We start from the raw sequence: 19361 nt of genomic DNA on the forward strand, positions 1-19361 counted from the left end.
GGCTTCCCCTCCTGGCCATTATTTGGCGGGCTGTTTACTTATTTTCGTAAGAAGTGATCTTGCCGATGCGATTGGCATGGCGGCCGCCTTCGAATTCTTCCCCAAGCCATGATTTCGCGATTTCGCGGGCAAGACCCGGCCCGATGACGCGCTCTCCCATCGCAATCATGTTGCTGTCATTATGCTGGCGGGTAAGCTTGGCGCTATACACATCGTGGACAAGCGCACAGCGAATTCCCTTTACCTTGTTGGCGGCAATGCTCATGCCGATGCCTGTTCCGCAAATCAGGATGCCGCGGTCAAACTCGCCGCGCGCCACCTTTTCGGCAACCGGCAGGGCATAATCCGGATAATCGACCGATGTCTCGCAGTCACAGCCGAAATCCTCGTATTCAATGCCCATTTCATCCATTTGCTGCTTGATTTCTTCACGGATGTTGATTCCGCCGTGATCGGAAGCAATTGCTACTCTCATGAAGGTTTCCTCCTCTATTTGACTGTCATCGTTATTTTCTCATAACCAACAGGAATTATAAAGAAAACTTGCCAGCCGGCGAGCTCTTTTAAAGCTGGGTAAAAAATGAGGCAGATTCGCTGAACAAGGACTACTTTTCCCATTTCGCCAACGATTTTTCAATCGCCTGCCTGATTTCACCGAAGCTTTCACGATACATTTCCACACTGCCGCCATACGGGTCGGCGATATCATATGGTCCCATTTCACCGGCAAATTCGCGCAGAGTGAAAACCTTGTCCTTCGCCTGGGGGAAATGAGAGATAACCGCATTTTTATGGCTGGCTGTCATGGTCAGGATCAGAGTCGCCCAGGTAATTTCCTCTTCCGAGAGCTGGGTGGACTGATGCTCCAGCGGAAGCTTGTTTTCCTCCAGCACTTGCCGCGCATTGGGGGACAGCGCATCACCGCCCAGCGCAAAGACACCTGCCGACTTGACTTCCACTCCGGGAATTTGCTTGCTTGTTAAAAATGCTGCCGCCATCGGGCTGCGGCAAGTGTTTCCGGTACAGACAAACAGTACGCGTTCCATGTAACAGCCTCCTTTTATTGTTTTTTTCCTATTATACTCGCTGCGGAGGAAATAAGAAAAAAAGACACCTCGAATGGGTGTCAATTTTATCTCTTGAACCTATACTAGCGGCACAGGCACCGGTCATGGCAGCAACAGTTTTATGCCAAATGCCAGCAGGATGCTGCCGCCCAGGGCTTCACTGTATGTACCAATCCAGTGCTGCATCCGCCGGCCCAGCAGCAGCCCCGCCCATGTCAATATCGTCGCCGCCACCCCAAAGCAGATGAGCACCAAAGCCGTCTTGGCTCCGTAAATCCCGAGCGTCAATCCGACCGAAAAACTGTCAAGGCTCACGCCAAGCGCGAAAAACAGCAAGCCTATTCCCCCAGGGGAAATCAGGCTGGATTCGTCTTCCTTAAAACTGCCCCAAATCATCTGGATGCCTAAAAACAGAAGCAAAATTCCGCCCAGATACCCTGCCAGCGAGCCAAACTGCTCCGATAAAAACCGGCCTGCCCCCATGCCAATGAGCGGCATCCATACATGAAACAGGCCGATGGTAATTCCTATTTTAAAAATCTTCCTTCTCGACAGCCTGTACATCCCCATGCCGAGGCCGACCGAAAAAGCATCCATCCCCAGCGCAAACGCCATTAAAACAAGAGTCACCATTTCTCCCCATACTGCCGTCATTCTTCAGCCTCCCTGGTGCGTCCGTGGACTTGCTAATTCAGCATATGCACGTCCACCAGGGTTTAGAAGCAAATCCCGCCTACATCCTGCCTTCCCGCCCAATCACCGGGAACCCGGATGCCTTCGTGAGGCGGTTCATGATCGCGGCACCGACGCCGGTTTCCTCAAAAACCTCGCCAAAGATAATGTCGACAGAGCTTTCATTAAACGCCCTTAAGGTGTCATAAAGGTTCTCGGCCACGCTTTCCGGCTCGCTCCGCCGGCCGCAGGCAAAAATACTGTCCGCCTTGTAGCGGCCCGCATTTTCCTCGGTCGTCATGACGCCGACCTTCAACCCCTGTGCCCGCTTTTCATTCACCAATTCCTGGATTTCCGCAGCATTGCCGTCAACCAGATACAAAGGTGCGTTCGGGGCATAATGGCGGTATTTCATTCCCGGAGATTTCGGCGCCTGTTCCGGATCGGCAAGCGCCGGGTCCGCAGACACCTCGCCGACAACCTCTTCCAGCTGCTCGCGCGTGACACCTCCCGGACGCAAAATAACCGGCACTTCTGCTGTACAGTCAACCACCGTGGACTCCACTCCGACCCCTGTCGGCCCGCCGTCCACAATCCCGGCAATCCTGCCTTCCAGATCATCGGCTACATGACGGGCCGTTGTCGGGCTAGGCCTCCCTGATAAATTGGCGCTTGGAGCGGCAATCGGCAGACCTGTAGCCTCAATGACAGCCAGTGCCACCGGATGGTCCGGCATTCTGACTGCCACGGTTGCAAGCCCGGCTGTTGCCAGCTCGGACAGACGGCCTTCCTTTTTCTCCAGCACCAGCGTCAGCGGGCCCGGCCAAAAGGCCTTCATCAGTTTCCTCGCCTGCTCCGGCACTTCAGCGACAAAACCTTCAAGCTGTTTTTCATCTGCAATATGAATAATGAGCGGGTTATCACCCGGCCGCCCTTTTGCGCTAAAAATCTTCTCGACCGCGTCGTCGCTCTCCGCATTTCCACCCAGTCCGTAAACGGTTTCCGTCGGCAGGGCGACCACTTCATTTTGTTTCAGCATTTCTGCCGCCTGTGTAATTTGTGGATATGTTACTAAGTTACCCACAGATTTATCCACTGTCCACATTTTCGTTTTCATGCTTGTCTCCCTTTGCTTTTTGGGATCTCAATCCCTAAACTAGTTCAATTATCCCTATTTTCATGGGACTGCACTGTTAATTTCTATGAAAGTATAAAAGAAGTCCCCATGGAAGACAAGTTATTATCCACAATTTGTGCATAATTTGCGCTTTTCAGTGGATAACTTTGCGGACATATCCACATTTTACAAAGGCATCTTCATCACAATGCAGTTATCCACATCCAAAGCCTGCTTCATGTGGCTGTTTTTATACAGGCTGACAGGCAGGTCTTCCGTCTTTTGAAAGCCCATATTTTGAAAAAAAGACGCTGCCTGCTCTTTATTGGTGGCCAAGTAAAGAGCGTTAAGCTGCTTTTTTTCCGCCATCGCGACCACCCGGTCAAACAGGAGCAGCACATCTCCCTGGGAGGTGCCAGGTGACAGTACGAACGAGCGCAGCAGCCCGGCGCTTCCTGCAGGCTCGATGCCGATGCAGGCCTTCAGGTTTCCGTTTCTTGTTTCCAACAGGGAATAAAATTCAATATGGTCAGCCACTCCGTCACAGCTGACATTTGCCTGCGCTAAAAAAGATTCCAGTCTTTTTATATCCTTCACTTCTGCTTCACGAATATGCTCTTCCATTTTCTCCACCCCGCTTTTTCATCTCTACTAATATGTATGGAGCCGGGAGAAAAATAGAACTATTTCTGCTAGAGACAGAAAAACCCGGTACTGCTTTAGCAGCACCGGGCCCCTCGATGTTTGTTCGGTTTTTAGTTAAGTTGCATTCTATTAATTGTTGTTGTTGCGTGCATTGCCGCCTTTTTCGCCAATTTCGCGGTAGAAGTCTTTGTCATGGTTCTCGGAAGTTGCTTCTCCGCCTTTGCGGCCAATTTCCTGATAGAACTCTTTGTCATGGTTCTCGGAAGTCGCTTCTCCGCCTTTGCGGCCAATTTCCTGATAGAACTCCTTATCATGGCTCTCAGCGGTTGCTTCCCCGCCTTTACGGCCAATTTCCTGGTAGAAATCCTTATCATGGTTCTCAGCGGTTGCTTCCCCGCCTTTGCGTCCAATTTCCTGATAAAACTCGCTGCCATGGTTCTCGGCTGTTGCTTCGCCGCCCATGCGTCCCCGTTCCTCACGTGACATTTTATCGTTATTGTTGCTATTGTTTTTTGCCATGATCTCTCACTCCTTCAGGTTGTTGTTTTGTTGTTACACTCCTTATTTATCCGCTTCTCCGGAGTTTAAAACAGCTTGTAAGAATCTTTAATCTGCTTGTCTTATAGAAGTAATATTTTTGGTAAAAAGGGCGGCTTTTTTACCATAGTGACCATGTTTTACCAGTGGACAACCATTTTTTATATTAAAAAACCAGCCTATCACATTGGAAAGGCTGGCTAAATTCTTTTCAAGCTGCTTCAAATAGAATGTTGATTTCCGTTCCAGGCGCTTCGCTTTCCGCGGGGCGGGCGGTGAGCCTCCTCGTCGCTATTGCTCCTGCGGGGTCTCACCTGTCCCGCTGATCCCGCAGGAGTCTTCGCGCCTTCCACTCCAATCAACATGCTTTAACCTCAATATATCCTTCTTTAAAATTTACCCAAAAATCTTATTCCACAGATCGACAAGGAAGAAGCGGACTTCGACTGGGGATTGGTCTTGTTCTTCGTAAACAGGGGCCTTTTCGGCGGTTTTTTCTTCTTCTGGACTTTCCTCGAAGCCCTCGCTTGTGGCTTCGCCGTTGGAAAAGTCGAGGAAGCACAGCGGCGGGAACAGTACGCACCACCAGTTCGAGCCTGTGCCCTCACCGAGCGTTATTAAAATCGCTTCGTATTCACCGGCCGGGTAGAGGAACTGGCCATACAGCTTGGTTGGAAAGCTGACCGTGCCAAATTCGGTTTTTACACTCTGGTCCAATCCCTGCGAGGCGATGACTTCCTCGGCAATCTGCTGGATTTCCGGCAGCCTTGACTGAATCAGGGTCCGCGCTTCGTCGAGCGAGGTCAGATCCTGCACCCAGTTGGTGATTTCAGCGTTAACTGCATCCCTCACAAGGCGTTTGGCTTCCTGGTCCTTCGCCGAATCGCTGTCGGCAAGGATTCGCAGGCGGATCGCTTCATTCGGAATGACCATCGGATCCTGCGCCGTCGCTTCCGCCTGCGGCATATATAAATTTAAAATAGTAGCTATCGATAATAAAAGAATATAAAGTCCTGCAAGTAGTTTTGTTTTCATTTCCAGCACCGTCCCTTCACTAGTCACAGTGTGGACAGTTTGCTAGATTCTTAAACTATCAAGTTGAAATTGTTTTATGATTTATTTGCGGTGGTCAGGAGGCCTTCCCGCGGCTGCGGAGCCTCCATTCCAACCCGCTTACTCATCCATTCCCCTGCAGCTTCCGCTTTTCTGCCAGGAGGCGCTGAAATTCCTGCTCCAGCTCCGGTGTGGGTGCGATGCTCAACCTGCTCAGCACGTCTGTCAGCCTTGTTTCAATAATCAGCCTCACATCCTCCCCCGCGTCCCGCTCCTTGGGGACGTATTCCCGGAATTCCTGATAGGTGCCTTCAAACAGCTTTATTTCACCATTGCTTATTTCAAGGATCGAGGTGGCCACATTTTCCACCAGCCGGCGGTCATGCGAGACGAACAGCACGCTGCCGCTGTAGTCTTTTAACAAAGATTCAAGTGCTTCCACCGATTGAAGGTCAAGAAAGTTGGTCGGTTCATCAAGAACCAGTGTGTTCAGGTCGCTGACAAACAGCTTCGCCAAGGCAACCTTGACACGTTCGCCGCCGCTCAGCACACGTACTGGTTTATGCACATCGTCCCTGAAAAAGTGCAGCCGCGCCAGGACCGTGCGGATCAAGCTTTCTCCCTGGCTGGAGGCAGAGCTGACATTTTCCAAAATCGACTTCTCCACATCGAGAATGTCGATGTTCTGGCTAAAATAACCGACTTTTACAGCAGGAGACATCGTAATGCCCTTTTCCTCACTGAGCAGCTTTTTCAGCAGTGTTGTTTTGCCGCTGCCATTGGCGCCGATGATGGCCAGCTTGTCGCCGCCGCGAACCTCAAAGCTGGCTTCCCTCCATAAAGCCTTCTTGCCGATTTGCCCCTTCAGCTTTTCAGCCCGGAGAATGATCCGGTTTTTAAAGCTTTCTTCATTGTGCAGCTCCATTTTAATTGCTGGTGCTTCTCTTGCCTTTTCAACCTTTTCAAGTTTTTCCAGCCTGGTTTCGATTGCTTTGGCGGTTTGTTCAAGCTTCTTTTGCTTTTTGGCAAAATACGGCTTGGCACCCGTGATTCTCGCTTCCGAAAGGCTGACTTTCTTAGGAGCCTTCGTCGCCCGCTCCGCCTTCTTCACCTTCAGAGCCAGAGCTTCCTCCAGCTGCCTTTTCTTTTTTTCGTATTTCTCAAAGGCCTGCTCGTGCTGGCGGAGCTCCAGTTCCTTCTGGGCGGCATAGTCGGAATAATTGCCTTTGTATTGTTTTATTTTTCCTTCTTCCAACTCCCAGATTGCGGTGCAAAGAGCATCGAGAAACGCGCGGTCATGCGAGACAAGAACAAGCGCCCCCTGCCAGTTTCCAAGCTTTTTTTCGAGCCAGGCAATATGGCCGGTGTCAAGATGGGTGGTCGGTTCATCTGCCAACAGCAGTGCCGGGCTGCTGGCCAGCGCCTGTTTGATATACTCCTGCGTCACTTCCCCGCCGCTTTGCGTGCTGTCCGTTCTTTTCAGCTGCGGCAGAAGTTCGCAGGTGCCATTTCTTGCAATCGTCCCGTTCTCCGGCTCCCTTTGCCCGGCCAGGATTTCTAGCAGCGTCGTCTTGCCGCTCCCATTCCGGCCGACAAGGCCTATCACATCACCCTTATCGATCTGCAGCTTTTCAATATCCACAAGAAGACGGTCTTTCATAAACAGTTTTATCTGATTTGCTTCCAGCAAGGTCATGGTATCATCCCCATTTTTTCTGATTTAGCGGGGACTCTTAAGCAAAACAAAAAGCCCCCTATTCAGAATAGGAGGCATAGGCGTACAGCAAAGAGACCTCTCCCCTTGCGCCAACGTCAAAGTCCTATCCTATCCTGAAAACTCCAATTGAGGCATCGCAAAATAAGCAGACTGTCCTGCTTAAAAATTGGCCTTCAATTAGCTGGTTTTCGAAAAATAGGATTAGAACTTCATTGCATTGGGTCACCCTTCCGTTTTTTATTACTATAACCATAATGGATTGGTAGCGAAGATGTCAACTGTAATTTCCAAAAATGGGCAAAAGGAGGTACCATGGTCAGCCAATCTCGGCGTACACCATCCGGTCCTTGCCATTGATGTCATCGACAATCTCCACTTTTGCCTGCGGGAATGCATTCTCTAGCAAGCCTGCCACTGCCACTCCCTGCCCAGCGCCGATTTCAAAGGCCACCAGGCTTTTTTCCTTGAGGACAAGCGGCAGCTCCTCCATAAAACGGCGGTACAAATTCAGCCCGTCCTCCCCGGCGAACAAAGCAAGATGCGGCTCGTGTTCGGTGACGACCTCGGACATCCACGACTGGTCGCCTGCCGGGATATACGGCGGATTGGAAATAATTCCGTCAAACTTCTTTCCAGACTGAATCAGCGGCTGCAGCAAATCCCCTTGTTTAAAATCAACCTCAGCGCCGAGGGCGGCAGCATTTTTCCTGGCGGTTGCCAGTGCTTCAGGCGAAAGGTCGGTCGCCGTCACATTCAGGGATGGCCTCTCGAGCTTCAGAGTGACAGCAATCGCACCGCTTCCGGTTCCAATGTCGGCCAGCTGCAGGTTTTCCTGCATGCCAAACATTTTTTCCAGCCGCAGGAGCGTCCCCTCAATCAGCTCTTCCGTTTCCGGCCGCGGAATCAGCACCGAAGGATTGACCATGAACCTCCGCCCGTAAAATTCCTCATGGCCGATGATGTACTGAACTGGGACTCCTTCATAATGGCGCACCACAGCCTGTTCAAAAGCTGCCCACATCTCCGGGGCCAGCCCGTCGCGCATGCTGGCGAACAATTGGGCCCGGCTCATGCCGGCATAATGGCGAAGCAGGATTTCCCCCGCGTTTTCATCCCGCCCTTTTTCTTTTAAAAAAGAAGAAGCCCAGTTCAGGGCTTCGAATACTTTTCTACTCATTGCTGGCATTCTCCAGGCGGCTGGACTGGTCTTCCATGATGAGGGCGTCGATGACTTCATCAAGCTTGCCCTGCAAAATCTGGTCCAGCTTTTGGATCGTCAAGCCGATGCGGTGGTCGGTCACGCGGTTTTGCGGGAAGTTGTACGTACGGATGCGCTCGGAACGGTCCCCTGTACCGACCGCCGATTTACGCACCTGGTCGTATTCAGCCCGTGCTTCCTGCTGGAACTTGTCATAGACACGCGCGCGCAGGACCTTCATTGCCCTGTCCTTGTTTTTATGCTGCGATCTTTCATCCTGGGAAGTAACGACGATTCCAGTCGGGATATGTGTCAGACGGACAGCCGACATCGTCGTGTTAACGCTCTGGCCGCCGGCGCCGCTGGATGCGTACGTGTCAAAGCGGATATCTTTATCATGGATTTCAATGTCGACCTCTTCCGCTTCCGGAAGGCAGGCCACGGTCGCAGTCGACGTATGGATACGACCACCGGATTCTGTTTCCGGCACACGCTGTACACGGTGTGCCCCATTTTCAAACTTCAGCTTGGAGTAGGCGCCGTTTCCGTTGATCATAAAAATGATTTCCTTGAAGCCGCCCACGCCAGTGGAGGTCTGGTCCATCACTTCAACCTTCCAGCCCTGCGCTTCAGCAAAGCGGCTGTACATGCGGAACAGGTCGCCGGCAAACAAGGCTGCCTCGTCCCCGCCCGCTGCGCCGCGGATTTCCATGATTACGTTCTTGTCGTCGTTCGGGTCTTTCGGGATCAGCAGGATTTTCAAGCGGGCTTCAAGCTCCTCAACCTGGTCGCTGAGCTCGGAAATTTCCTCCTTCACCATCTCGCGCATGTCTGCGTCAAGCTTATCCTCGAGCATTGCCTTGGCGTCCTGCAGCTGCTCTTTCGCTTCTTTATATTCCCGGTAAGCCTGGACGGTTTCCTGGAGATCGGACTGCTCCTTCGAATACTCGCGCAGCTTTGCCGGATTATTGACAATATCAGGATCACTTAAAAGCTCATTCAGCCTTTCATAGCGGTCCTCAACGGCTTGAAGACGATCAAACACAGTACTTCACCTCAAATTTTATATATTAAAATTTATCTTTGTTAAAACCATTGCCCAGAGCAGAGCATGCTAAACGGGCATTTTGTATATAGATCCATAACTATTCAATTATAGTATAGGCAGAAACCAGCGTCAAAACCAAATTAGGGGAGGTTTGCAGAGGGCTGCGGACGTAAGATACTTTTTATTTGGACAATAGGTTTGGGTTTTTGGAAAATAGAACTTCCTTTCCGGACAATAGAATTGAGTTTTCCGCTAATAAAAGCTGGGTTTCGGACAATAGATTTTACTCCGGACAATAAGTTTGCTTTTCTCGACAATAGAACTTCTTTTCAGGACAATAGAATTGGGTTTTCCGCTAATAAAAGCCGGGTTCCAGACAATAGATTTTGCTTCGGACAATAGGTTTGCTTTTCACGACAATAGAACCTCATTTCCGGACAATAGAATTGGGTTTTCCGCTAATAAAAGCTGGATTCACGACAATAGATTTTGCTTCGGACAATAGGTTTGCTTTTCACGACAATAGAACCTCATTTCCGGACAATAGAATTGGGTTTCCCGACAATAAAGACTGGGTTCACGACAATAGATACTGCTCCAGACAATAGATTTTCCTCCGGACAATAGGTTTGCTTTTCCCGACAATAGAACTTCTTTTCCGGACAATAGAACTGGGTTTCCCGCTAATAGAAGCTGGATTCCCGACAATAGGTTTTGCTCCGGACAATAAGTGTGCGTTTCCCGACAATAGAAGCTTATTTTCGGACAATAAGTTCTCATTTCCCGACAATAAAACCCGCCTACCGGAAAATAAAATCAGCTTTCCTGCTAATAAAACTTCCCAATAAATCAAAAAAGCCAGCCCCTTTCACACGCACAGGGCTGGCTTTAAAAAACTATTATGTCAAACTGTCGCTCTTTGTTGTGAGCTCGAGCTCGTTGGGCGCCTTTGGCACTTCGTGGTGGTGCCGGCAGCGCGGTTCGTAGGCTTCGGAGGCGCCGACGAGAATGATGGGCTCATCGTAGGCGGCCGGTTTGCCGTTGATGAGCCGCTGGGTGCGGCTTGCTGGTGATCCGCAGACAGCACACACGGCTTGGAGTTTGGTTACTTGCTCCGCTATTGCCATCAATGCCGGCATTTGGCCGAACGGTTCGCCGCGGAAATCCTGATCGAGTCCTGCGAGAATGACGCGATGGCCGCTGTTGGCCAAATGCTGGGCGACCTGGACGATTTCCTCGTCGAAGAACTGGGCTTCATCAATGGCGATGACGTCAATATCCGGTGTGACAAGCTGGAAAATGTCAGCCGACCTGGCCACTGGCTTGGCGATGACAGAGGTTCCATTATGGGAGACGACAGCTTCTTCGCTGTAGCGGTTATCAAGCAACGGTTTAAAAACGGCGACCTTCTGCTTGGCAAACTGCGTCCGCCTCACGCGGCGGATCAACTCCTCGGACTTGCCGGAGAACATGCTGCCGCAAATCAATTCAACCCAGCCGCTGTGTTTCATCACATACATCAAGGCCTCTCCTTCCTTGCATTTCAATTTCCATAGTATCCCCAAATTACGATATGTAGGTCGCATCAGGAGCAAGAGTTTGCGAAATAAAAAACAGGCAAGTAATGGTGCTCTTGCCTGTTTTCTTCTCATTATTGCTGTTGGCTCTTAAGGCCGTATTTCTTGTTGAAGCGGTCAACACGTCCGCCTGCTTCAGCAAATTTCTGACGTCCAGTATAGAATGGATGGCACTCGGAGCAAGTTTCAACGCGAAGCTCGTTCTTTACAGAACCAGTTTCGAAAGTGTTTCCGCATGCGCAAGTAACCGTGATAGTCTTGTAATTTGGATGAATTCCTGTCTTCATTCCCTTTCATCTCCTTTTGCCCTGAATCATATGCGAGACAGAGTTATATTGTACGGGGCCTAAAGACCTCCGCAATCATTAAAAACACACTGGATTTATTATAACAAGCCTATTTCAAATAATCAAGATGGTTTTTTTATCCAATCCCATTAAATTGGGCGCTTGTTTCCTGCCTTCATTTCTTCTGCGAGCATCGAGAAGAATTCCTCATTGGACTTCGTCTGCTTCAGCCTGCGCATGAACTTCTCCACAAAGTCCGGAGTGTCGGACATCGACTTGCGGATTGCCCATAGCTTGTCAAGATGCTCTTTCGGGATAAGCAGCTCTTCCTTCCGTGTTCCGGAACGGCGGATGTCGATGGCCGGGAAGATCCTTCTTTCCGCAAGCGAGCGGTCAAGATGCAATTCCATGTTTCCTGTTCCCTTGAACTCCTCGTAGATCACATCGTCCATGCGGGAGCCTGTATCGACAAGCGCAGTCGCAAGGATGGTCAGGCTGCCGCCTTCCTCGATATTCCGGGCAGCACCAAAGAAGCGCTTGGGACGGTGGAATGCCGCCGGGTCAATTCCTCCGGAAAGCGTCCGGCCGCTCGGCGGAATCACCAGGTTATAGGCGCGCGCCAGGCGGGTGATGCTGTCCATCAGGATGATGACATCGCGCTTATGCTCGACAAGGCGCATCGCCCTCTCCAGCACAAGCTCCGCTACCTTGATATGGTTTTCCGGCACTTCATCGAACGTCGAGCTGACGACATCGCCGGCTACCGAACGTTCAATATCGGTTACTTCTTCCGGACGCTCGTCGATCAGAAGGACGATCAGTTCCGCTTCCGGATGGTTGGTTGTGATGCTGTTGGCGATTTCCTTGATCAGCATCGTCTTCCCTGCCTTTGGCGGCGCGACAATCAATCCGCGCTGGCCAAAGCCGACTGGTGCGAGCAGGTCCATGATCCGGGTCGAAACATGCTTCGTCGTTGTTTCAAGCTTCATCTGGCGGTCCGGGTACAGCGGAGTCAGTCCAGGGAAATGGACTCGCTCCTTCGCTGTTTCAGGATCGTCTCCATTGACAGCTTCCACCTGAAGCAGTCCGAAATAGCGCTCATTCTCTTTTGGGGGACGCACTTTCCCGGAAACCTTGTCCCCGTTCCTCAGGTCGAATCGGCGGATCTGCGAGGCGGAGATATAGATATCCTCGGAGCTTGGCGAGTAGTTAATCGGGCGCAGGAAGCCGAAGCCCTCCGACTGGATGATCTCAAGTACACCTTCCATGAAGAAGTAGCCCTGCTGCTCGGCCCGCGCTTTTAAAATCGCGAAAATCAGCTCTTTTTTCGATAATTTGCTGTAGTAGGACACTTTATATTCACGTGCAAGCTCGTACAGCTCTTTTAATTTCATATTTTCCAAGCTGGAAATATTGACTTCCATATCGTCACCACACTTAATAGTATTTCGATTTCCTCCATAAAGACTGTATGAAAAATGTTAGAGTTCTAATGCTATGGATGGAAAAAGAAGAAAAGAGTTTCCACTGAAGGTTGTTAGAAGGATTGTTTTGAAAGAAAGTTTGAAGTTTTCCTCTAAGAGACTATACCATTTTACCTTTAGTATTAAACAGACGCAAATATTATTTAAGGGTAAATAGACTCCCTTTTCCACGGTGGAAAAGGGAGCATGCCTGGTTTACTTGATGACAAGGTTCGGTTTTTTCTTCAGGCTGTGCTGCCCTTCGACAAACCGGACTGTACCGGACTTCGCACGCATGACGATTGAATGGGTCGTCGCCACATGGCCCTTGAACTGGACGCCCTTCAGCATTTCGCCGTCGGTAACACCAGTAGCAGCGAAGATGGCATCATCGCCTTTGACGAGATCTTCCATCAGAAGCACTTTGTGGACATCGATGCCCATCTGGATGCAGCGCTGCAACTCGGCATCGTTCTGGGGCAAAAGCTTGCCCTGGATTTCGCCGCCAAGGCACTTCAGCGCAACCGCCGAGAGGACGCCTTCCGGAGCACCGCCTGAACCGAAGAGGATATCGACACCTGTAAAATCAAACGCCGTATTCATGGCCCCGGCCACATCGCCGTCCTCGATCAGCTTGATGCGGGCGCCTGCTTCGCGGATCTGGGCAATGATATGCTCATGGCGCGGCCTGTTCAATACCGTCGCCACGACATCCTCGATATCCTTGTTCTTGGCCTTGGCGACTGCCTTGAGGTTATCAAGAATGGAAGCGTTGATATCGATCATGCCGACCGCCTCAGGTCCGACGGCGATTTTCTCCATGTACATGTCCGGGGCATGAAGCAGGTTGCCATGGTCGGCCACTGCCAGGACAGCAAGGGCGTTCCAGCCTCCGGAAGCGACGATGTTCGTCCCTTCAACCGGGTCGACCGCTACATCCACGCGCGGGCCATAGCCTGTGCCCAGCTTTTCGCCGATGTAAAGCATCGGCGCTTCATCCATTTCCCCTTCACCGATGACAACCGTGCCTTTCATTGGAACCGTGTCAAATACATCCCTCATGGCCTCGGTTGCTGCTCCGTCAGCCTCGTCTTTTTTGCCGCGGCCCATCCAGCGCGCGGAAGCCAGTGCTGCAGCCTCGGTAACGCGGACAAGCTCCATTGATAAACTTCTCTCCATCGGTTTTCTCCCCTTGTCTCTTTTTAGTCTGTCATCTTTCTAGGCATTCTTCATTTGTTCAAGCTCTTCTTGTGACAGCTGCTCGCGCCAGGCCGTTGCACCAAGCCCGTTCAGCTTTTCAACCAAATTGCTGTATCCCCGGTCGATATGCTCCAGGCCGGTGATTTCGGTGATTCCTTCGGCCATCAAACCGGCAATCACCAATGCAGCCCCTGCGCGCAGGTCGCTCGCCTTCACCTTTGCTCCCTGCAGCTGGCCGCCGCCGTTAATGATCGCGGAGCGGCCCTCCACCTTGATGTTGGCGTTCATCCGCCGCAGCTCGTCAATATGCTTGAAGCGCGCACCATAAATGGTATCGGTCACCACGCTCGAGCCTTCGGCGCGGGTCAACAGCGCAGTGAACGGCTGCTGGAGGTCCGTGGCAAACCCTGGATACACCAGCGTCTTCACATCGACGGAGGTCAGGTGTTCAGCGTGTCCGACAAACACCTGGTCATCCTGCGCTTCGACCGGGACGCCCATTTCCTTGAGCTTCGCAATCAGCGACTCAAGATGCTGGGGAATCACATTGTCGATGGTGATGCCCTTCCCGGCAGCGGCCGCGAGGATCATGTAAGTTCCCGCTTCAATCCGGTCCGGAATGATGGTATGCCGGCAGCCATGCAGCTGGTCGACACCGTCAATGCGGATCACATCGGTTCCGGCCCCTTTGATCTTGGCGCCCATATTGGTCAGGAGCGTTGCGACATCAATAATCTCCGGCTCCTTTGCCGCATTTTCAATGACCGTTCTTCCTTTGGCCCTTACCGCGGCAAGCATAATGTTGATCGTCGCCCCGACAGAGACCACATCCAGGTAGATCCTTGCCCCGCGCAGCTCATCGGCGCGCAGGTAGATGGCTCCCTGCTCATTGGTGACGCTGGCACCAAGCGCTTCAAAGCCCTTGATATGCTGGTCGATCGGCCTTGGGCCCAGATAGCAGCCCCCAGGCAGGCCGATAACGGCTTTTTTGAAGCGGCCGAGCATGGCCCCCATCAGGTAGTAGGAGGCTCTCAGTTTTTTCACCCTTCCATTTGGAAGAGGCATGGAAATCATGGAAGACGGATCGACCGTCATCTCGTTGTCTGTGAAAGTAGCAGAACCGCCAATTTCCTCTAGCAATGCCCTCAACATATGAACATCGGAAATGTCTGGCAAACCTTCAATCGTAACAGGTGAATCGGCTAAAATGGTTGCCGGGATCAGCGCCACTGCGCTATTCTTGGCACCGCTGACTCGAACAGTCCCTTTTAGGGGATATCCGCCTGCAATTTTGAGCTTTTCCATTTTTGACTCCCTTCTAGACGATGATGTAGATGCTAAACCTCCTAATAGAAGGCCAAGACAAGGGCTTGTCCCAAACCCTTTTTTATCGTACGGACGGCGAAAACAATCCTTATAGGCAGTATTTACCAACAAATAAACAAATAATCCAGCAGGATTTCATTCTCTTAGTTTACACGATTTTCCCATTTAATTGTAATGGAACCTGAAAGTTTTCACAATGATGATTACGGCTTCAATAGCATGGACCCTCCTGTCCGGTCCATGCCATTGTGGCCGCCGCCATCTCCCCGCTGGGTAAGCGCCTTCACATTTTAATGAAGGAAAACCGCCTTTTGGAGGCGGTTTGTCCCAGTTTTTACATTACGCTCTTCCAGAAGATCCAAATTCGCGCATTTTGCCTTGTACAGTCGCTTTGATTGCGTCGCGAGCTGGTCCAAGATATTTGCGTGGGTCATACTCTTCAGGCTTGGCAGCCAATGTTTCACGGACTGCCTTAGCAGAAGCGATTTGGTTTTCAGTGTTAACGTTGATTTTAGCTGTTCCAAAAGAGATTGCCTTTTGGATGTCATGTGTCGGGATTCCTGTTCCGCCGTGAAGGACGAGAGGTACACCAGCGACAGTGTTGATTTCTTCCATTTCCTTGAAGCCAAGGTTTGGTTCGCCTTTGTATGGTCCGTGAACGGAACCAAGTGCTGGAGCCAGGCAGTCGATGCCTGTGCGTTTAACAAGCTCTTCACATTCTTTTACATCGGCATAAATAACGCCATCAGCGACGACATCGTCTTCCTGTCCGCCGACTACTCCAAGTTCCGCTTCAACAGAAACGCCCTTGGAATGAGCGTACTCAACCACTTTGGAAGTAGTTGCGACGTTCTCTTCGAACGGACCGTGGGAAGCATCGATCATAACGGATGTGAATCCGGCATCAATCGCAGCTTTACACTTGTCGAAGCTTGAACCGTGGTCAAGGTGAATCGCTACAGGTACAGTCGTTCCGTAGTCTTCCATCAGGCCTTCAACCATTTTGACAACGGTTTTGAATCCGCCCATATAACGTGCAGCACCCTCGGAAACGCCAAGGATAACCGGAGACTTCTCTTCTTCAGCTGCCTGCAGGATTGCTTGAGTGAACTCAAGGTTGTTCAAGTTGAACTGACCTACTGCATATCCTTCCGCATTTGCTTTTTTCAGCATTTCTGTCATTGAAACTAATGGCATGAACTTTTCCTCCTTCTTAAGATCGCCTTCTCGGATTGACCAGACTTCCATTAAAAGGTTTGCCTTCTGCGCTGTTGTTTATGTACCCGATGATGCATTTGTCAAACCGGGGAGATCTTGTGGAATTCATTAGTTATCATATCAAAAGAAATCGAGAAAAGCCATTGCAGATGCACGTTTTTTGAGGCTGTCATAAAAATGCTATATAGTGAGCGCTGTCATTTTGCAGATTATTCTGTTATATTGGATGTCCCGTAAAATAGCAAACCCGCTCTCGCAATCTCGTGAACGGGTTCCCTGAAATATGTATATCGAATTACTTTACAACTTGCAGATACTGTCTTACAGCCGCCCGGATATCATCAATATCGAAAGGCTTGGCGAAATGGGTCAGGGCACCAAGGTTCATGGCTTCCTGGATCATGTCGAGTTCACCGTAGGCCGTCATGATAATGACGCGGATATTCGGCTCAATCACCTTCATCCTTTTAAGAATCTCGATTCCGTCCATGCCTGGGATTTTCATGTCCAGCAGCACAAGGTCCGGTGTATCCTGGTTCACTATTTCCAGAGCCTGGACGCCATTGGCGGCCTGGTAAGTCTGGTAGCCCTCCTTTTGCAGCACTTCGTTGAGCAAGATGCGAATGCCAAACTGGTCGTCAACAATCAGTATTTTTTCTTTCATGCCGCTTTTCCCCACCATTTCAGTTAGTTTATCTTCTGTCTTCTATACTTCTTCTGCTTCCCCTGTCAGAAATCCTTCCTGTTTGGCAAATTTTCCTTCGGGAACCATGATTATTTTACCACAGGGATTCTGGGCATTATAATCATGTTTGGAGGCGATTGTATGTTAAAAATGTTCACTACCCAGCTTTCCGGTCTGTTCAAGAGGCTGCAGGAGCAGGAGGAGTTTGCCCTCGAGGACGGAGCAAGGCTTCTTGCCCAGGCTGCTGCCGGACAGGGCACGATTTATATCTACGGGACGGGCGAGATGGCCGCCGTCCATCTGGAAGCCGTTCATGGCGCCGAACCATTGGCCGGTGCGGCCGTATTCGATGCCGAAAAAGTGACATCCGCAGACCGCGTGCTGATGTTCGCCCGCTACTCAAATGACCCTGAGGCGCTTGCGATTGCGCAAAAACTTGCCGACAGCTTCATCCCGTTTGCCGCTGCATCCACCGTTGTGGGCGGTGACGAGCCCGGACTTGAAGCGCTGGCTGATGTCCATGTCGACCTGAAGCTCACGAAGGGAATGCTCCCCGATGAAACCGGCGGACGCTTTGCCCTGCCGACATCCATGGCTGCCTTATTCGTCTATTATGGCTTCAAATTTATCATTGATGAAATGCTGGCAGAATATGAAGAATGAAGTTTTTACCCCTTAAAAGGATTTTTAAGGGGTTTTTACAGTTGTTTTAATACCCCTACGGCGAATAAAATTGCGCTTGGCCCCAGGATATTCCCCCTAACGGACGATTTATTCCCCGTAAGCAAGGGTTTATTCCCTCTACGGGGAATATCCCCCTCCTAAAAAGTTAATTTATTCCCCCTACAGGGAATAAGTCAGTCCACGTACACCCCTATAAAAAAACCACCCCGGCCAAACCCGGCCGGGGCGCTTTGTACAATTATTATTCTCCCATCTTCATTGATGCTTCGACAAAGTCGCGGAACAATGGCTGCGGACGGGTTGGCCTTGAGATGAATTCCGGATGGAACTGGCAGGCCACGAACCATGGATGGTCTTTCACTTCGACGATTTCGACCAGACGGCCGTTCGGGCTTGTTCCGGAGAACACAAAACCGGCGTCTTCCATCTGCTGGCGGTATTCATTATTGAACTCGTAGCGGTGGCGGTGGCGTTCGTAAACCACTGTGTCGCCGTAGGCATCCGCTGACTTTGTTTCAGGAGCCAGTTTGCACGGGTACAGACCCAGGCGCAATGTGCCGCCAAGATCTTCGATGTCCTTTTGCTCTGGCAGAAGGTCGATGATCGGGTAAGGCGTTTCCGGCATGATTTCAGCAGAATGAGCGCCTTTCAGGCCAAGCACGTTGCGGGCATATTCCACGGACGCAAGCTGCATGCCCAGGCAGATTCCAAAGAATGGCACTTTCTGTTCCCGCGCATACTGGATTGCCAGGATCTTGCCTTCGATGCCGCGGTCGCCAAAGCCGCCAGGAACAAGGATTCCGTTCGCATCGCTTAGCAGCTCTTCCACATTTTCAGAAGTCACTTCTTCCGAATTCACCCATTTAATCTCAATTTCGCTGTCAAAGGCATAGCCGGCATGTCGCAGGGATTCCACCACCGATATATACGCATCCTGAAGCTCAACGTATTTTCCGACAAGCGCAATGCGGGTGGTCTTGGACAAGTTCTGGACCTTGTCCACAAGCAGTTTCCACTCTTCCATATCGGCATCTCCGCATTGCAGCTGCAAATGGCGGCAGACAATCGAATCAAGGTGTTGGTCCTGAAGCATCAGCGGAATGGAGTAAAGCGTGTCCGCATCCGGGCACTCAATAACCGCTTCCTTGTCGATATCGCAGAACAAGGCAATTTTATCCTTCATATCCTGGGAAATCGGCATTTCTGTACGCAGGACAATCGCATTTGGCTGGATTCCAAGGCTGCGGAGTTCTTTTACACTGTGCTGGGTCGGCTTGGTTTTCAATTCACCGGCCGCGCGGATATAAGGAACAAGCGTACAATGTATGTACATCACATTGTTTGTGCCGATGTCACTCTTGATCTGGCGGATGGCTTCAAGGAATGGAAGGGATTCAATATCCCCCACCGTACCGCCGATTTCGGTGATGACCACATCCGCTCCCGTTTCCTTGCCGGCGCGGAACACCTTGTCCTTGATTTCATTGGTGATATGCGGGATAACCTGAACCGTTCCGCCAAGATAATCGCCGCGGCGTTCCTTTTTGAGGACGGTGGAATACACTTTCCCTGTTGTCACATTGGAATACTTATTCAAGTTGATATCGATAAAACGCTCATAATGGCCAAGGTCAAGGTCCGTTTCGGCACCATCATCGGTAACGAACACTTCACCATGCTGGTAAGGGCTCATCGTACCTGGGTCGACGTTGATATATGGATCAAATTTTTGGATGGTTACCTTCAAGCCCCTGTTTTTCAGCAATCTGCCGAGAGATGCGGCCGTAATCCCTTTTCCTAGTGACGAAACCACTCCGCCAGTCACGAAAATATATTTTGTCATGTTGCTCCTCCTCTTTTACAACAG

19 protein-coding genes are annotated in these 19361 nt (G+C 50.8%); 1 reads left to right on the forward strand and 18 read right to left on the reverse strand.

Annotated features, from left to right (window positions below):
- Window positions 1-34: 34 nt before the first annotated feature.
- The 17 genes from rpiB to WQ57_RS10835 form a co-directional block, all read right to left on the reverse strand.
- Window positions 35-475, reverse strand: a complete 441-nt coding sequence (gene rpiB, locus WQ57_RS10750; protein ID WP_046523771.1) for a ribose 5-phosphate isomerase B — start codon at window positions 473-475, stop codon at window positions 35-37.
- Window positions 476-605: 130 nt separating this feature from the next.
- Window positions 606-1046: a low molecular weight protein arginine phosphatase gene (locus WQ57_RS10755; RefSeq protein WP_046523772.1), complete on the reverse strand. Its 441-nt coding sequence runs from the start codon at window positions 1044-1046 to the stop codon at window positions 606-608.
- A gap of 123 nt (window positions 1047-1169) precedes the next feature.
- On the reverse strand, window positions 1170-1721 hold the full coding sequence (locus WQ57_RS10760; protein WP_046523773.1) for a manganese efflux pump MntP: 552 nt from the start codon (window positions 1719-1721) through the stop codon (window positions 1170-1172).
- 79 nt (window positions 1722-1800) lie between these two features.
- The gene (locus WQ57_RS10765; RefSeq protein ID WP_046523774.1) at window positions 1801-2856 is read right to left on the reverse strand and encodes an L-threonylcarbamoyladenylate synthase; all 1056 of its coding nucleotides are present in this window, start codon (window positions 2854-2856) and stop codon (window positions 1801-1803) included.
- Window positions 2857-3042: 186 nt separating this feature from the next.
- A complete protein-coding gene (locus WQ57_RS10770) occupies window positions 3043-3480 on the reverse strand; it encodes a GNAT family N-acetyltransferase (RefSeq protein WP_046523775.1) in 438 nt (145 codons plus the stop codon).
- Between the two features lie 150 nt (window positions 3481-3630).
- On the reverse strand, window positions 3631-4020 hold the full coding sequence (gene gsiB / locus WQ57_RS10775; RefSeq protein WP_046523776.1) for a glucose starvation-inducible protein GsiB: 390 nt from the start codon (window positions 4018-4020) through the stop codon (window positions 3631-3633).
- Between the two features lie 414 nt (window positions 4021-4434).
- Window positions 4435-5073: a stage II sporulation protein R gene (gene spoIIR, locus WQ57_RS10780; RefSeq protein WP_046523889.1), complete on the reverse strand. Its 639-nt coding sequence runs from the start codon at window positions 5071-5073 to the stop codon at window positions 4435-4437.
- Window positions 5074-5215: 142 nt separating this feature from the next.
- On the reverse strand, window positions 5216-6787 hold the full coding sequence (locus tag WQ57_RS10785) for a Vga family ABC-F type ribosomal protection protein (RefSeq protein WP_046523777.1): 1572 nt from the start codon (window positions 6785-6787) through the stop codon (window positions 5216-5218).
- A gap of 337 nt (window positions 6788-7124) precedes the next feature.
- Window positions 7125-7985, reverse strand: coding sequence for a peptide chain release factor N(5)-glutamine methyltransferase (gene prmC / locus WQ57_RS10790; protein ID WP_046523778.1), 861 nt, complete (start codon window positions 7983-7985; stop codon window positions 7125-7127).
- The gene (prfA, locus tag WQ57_RS10795) at window positions 7978-9051 is read right to left on the reverse strand and encodes a peptide chain release factor 1 (protein WP_046523779.1); all 1074 of its coding nucleotides are present in this window, start codon (window positions 9049-9051) and stop codon (window positions 7978-7980) included. Before prfA ends, prmC begins: the two co-directional genes overlap by 8 nt.
- A gap of 902 nt (window positions 9052-9953) precedes the next feature.
- Window positions 9954-10574, reverse strand: coding sequence for a thymidine kinase (locus tag WQ57_RS10805; protein ID WP_046523781.1), 621 nt, complete (start codon window positions 10572-10574; stop codon window positions 9954-9956).
- Between the two features lie 131 nt (window positions 10575-10705).
- A complete protein-coding gene (gene rpmE / locus WQ57_RS10810; protein ID WP_046523782.1) occupies window positions 10706-10918 on the reverse strand; it encodes a 50S ribosomal protein L31 in 213 nt (70 codons plus the stop codon).
- Window positions 10919-11067: 149 nt separating this feature from the next.
- The gene (rho, locus tag WQ57_RS10815) at window positions 11068-12342 is read right to left on the reverse strand and encodes a transcription termination factor Rho (protein WP_046523783.1); all 1275 of its coding nucleotides are present in this window, start codon (window positions 12340-12342) and stop codon (window positions 11068-11070) included.
- A 255-nt stretch (window positions 12343-12597) separates the two neighbouring features.
- The gene (gene glpX / locus WQ57_RS10820; protein ID WP_046523784.1) at window positions 12598-13560 is read right to left on the reverse strand and encodes a class II fructose-bisphosphatase; all 963 of its coding nucleotides are present in this window, start codon (window positions 13558-13560) and stop codon (window positions 12598-12600) included.
- A gap of 39 nt (window positions 13561-13599) precedes the next feature.
- Window positions 13600-14886: a UDP-N-acetylglucosamine 1-carboxyvinyltransferase gene (locus WQ57_RS10825; protein ID WP_046523785.1), complete on the reverse strand. Its 1287-nt coding sequence runs from the start codon at window positions 14884-14886 to the stop codon at window positions 13600-13602.
- A gap of 360 nt (window positions 14887-15246) precedes the next feature.
- The gene (locus WQ57_RS10830) at window positions 15247-16104 is read right to left on the reverse strand and encodes a class II fructose-bisphosphate aldolase (RefSeq protein WP_046523890.1); all 858 of its coding nucleotides are present in this window, start codon (window positions 16102-16104) and stop codon (window positions 15247-15249) included.
- Window positions 16105-16420: 316 nt separating this feature from the next.
- Window positions 16421-16789 (reverse strand): response regulator, encoded by a 369-nt coding sequence (locus WQ57_RS10835; RefSeq protein ID WP_046523786.1) that lies wholly within the window; start codon window positions 16787-16789, stop codon window positions 16421-16423.
- A 162-nt stretch (window positions 16790-16951) separates the two neighbouring features.
- Here WQ57_RS10835 and WQ57_RS10840 point away from each other — a divergent pair, with 162 nt between their 5' ends.
- Entirely contained in the window at window positions 16952-17473 is a 522-nt protein-coding gene (locus WQ57_RS10840; protein ID WP_046523787.1) for a DUF2529 domain-containing protein, read from the forward strand.
- 262 nt (window positions 17474-17735) lie between these two features.
- Here WQ57_RS10840 and WQ57_RS10845 read toward each other — a convergent pair whose 3' ends face one another.
- Window positions 17736-19337, reverse strand: a complete 1602-nt coding sequence (locus WQ57_RS10845) for a CTP synthase (RefSeq protein WP_046523788.1) — start codon at window positions 19335-19337, stop codon at window positions 17736-17738.
- Window positions 19338-19361 lie beyond the last annotated feature (24 nt).

This window comes from Mesobacillus campisalis (genome assembly GCF_000986785.1).
Lineage (GTDB): Bacteria > Bacillota > Bacilli > Bacillales > Cytobacillaceae > Mesobacillus_B > Mesobacillus_B campisalis.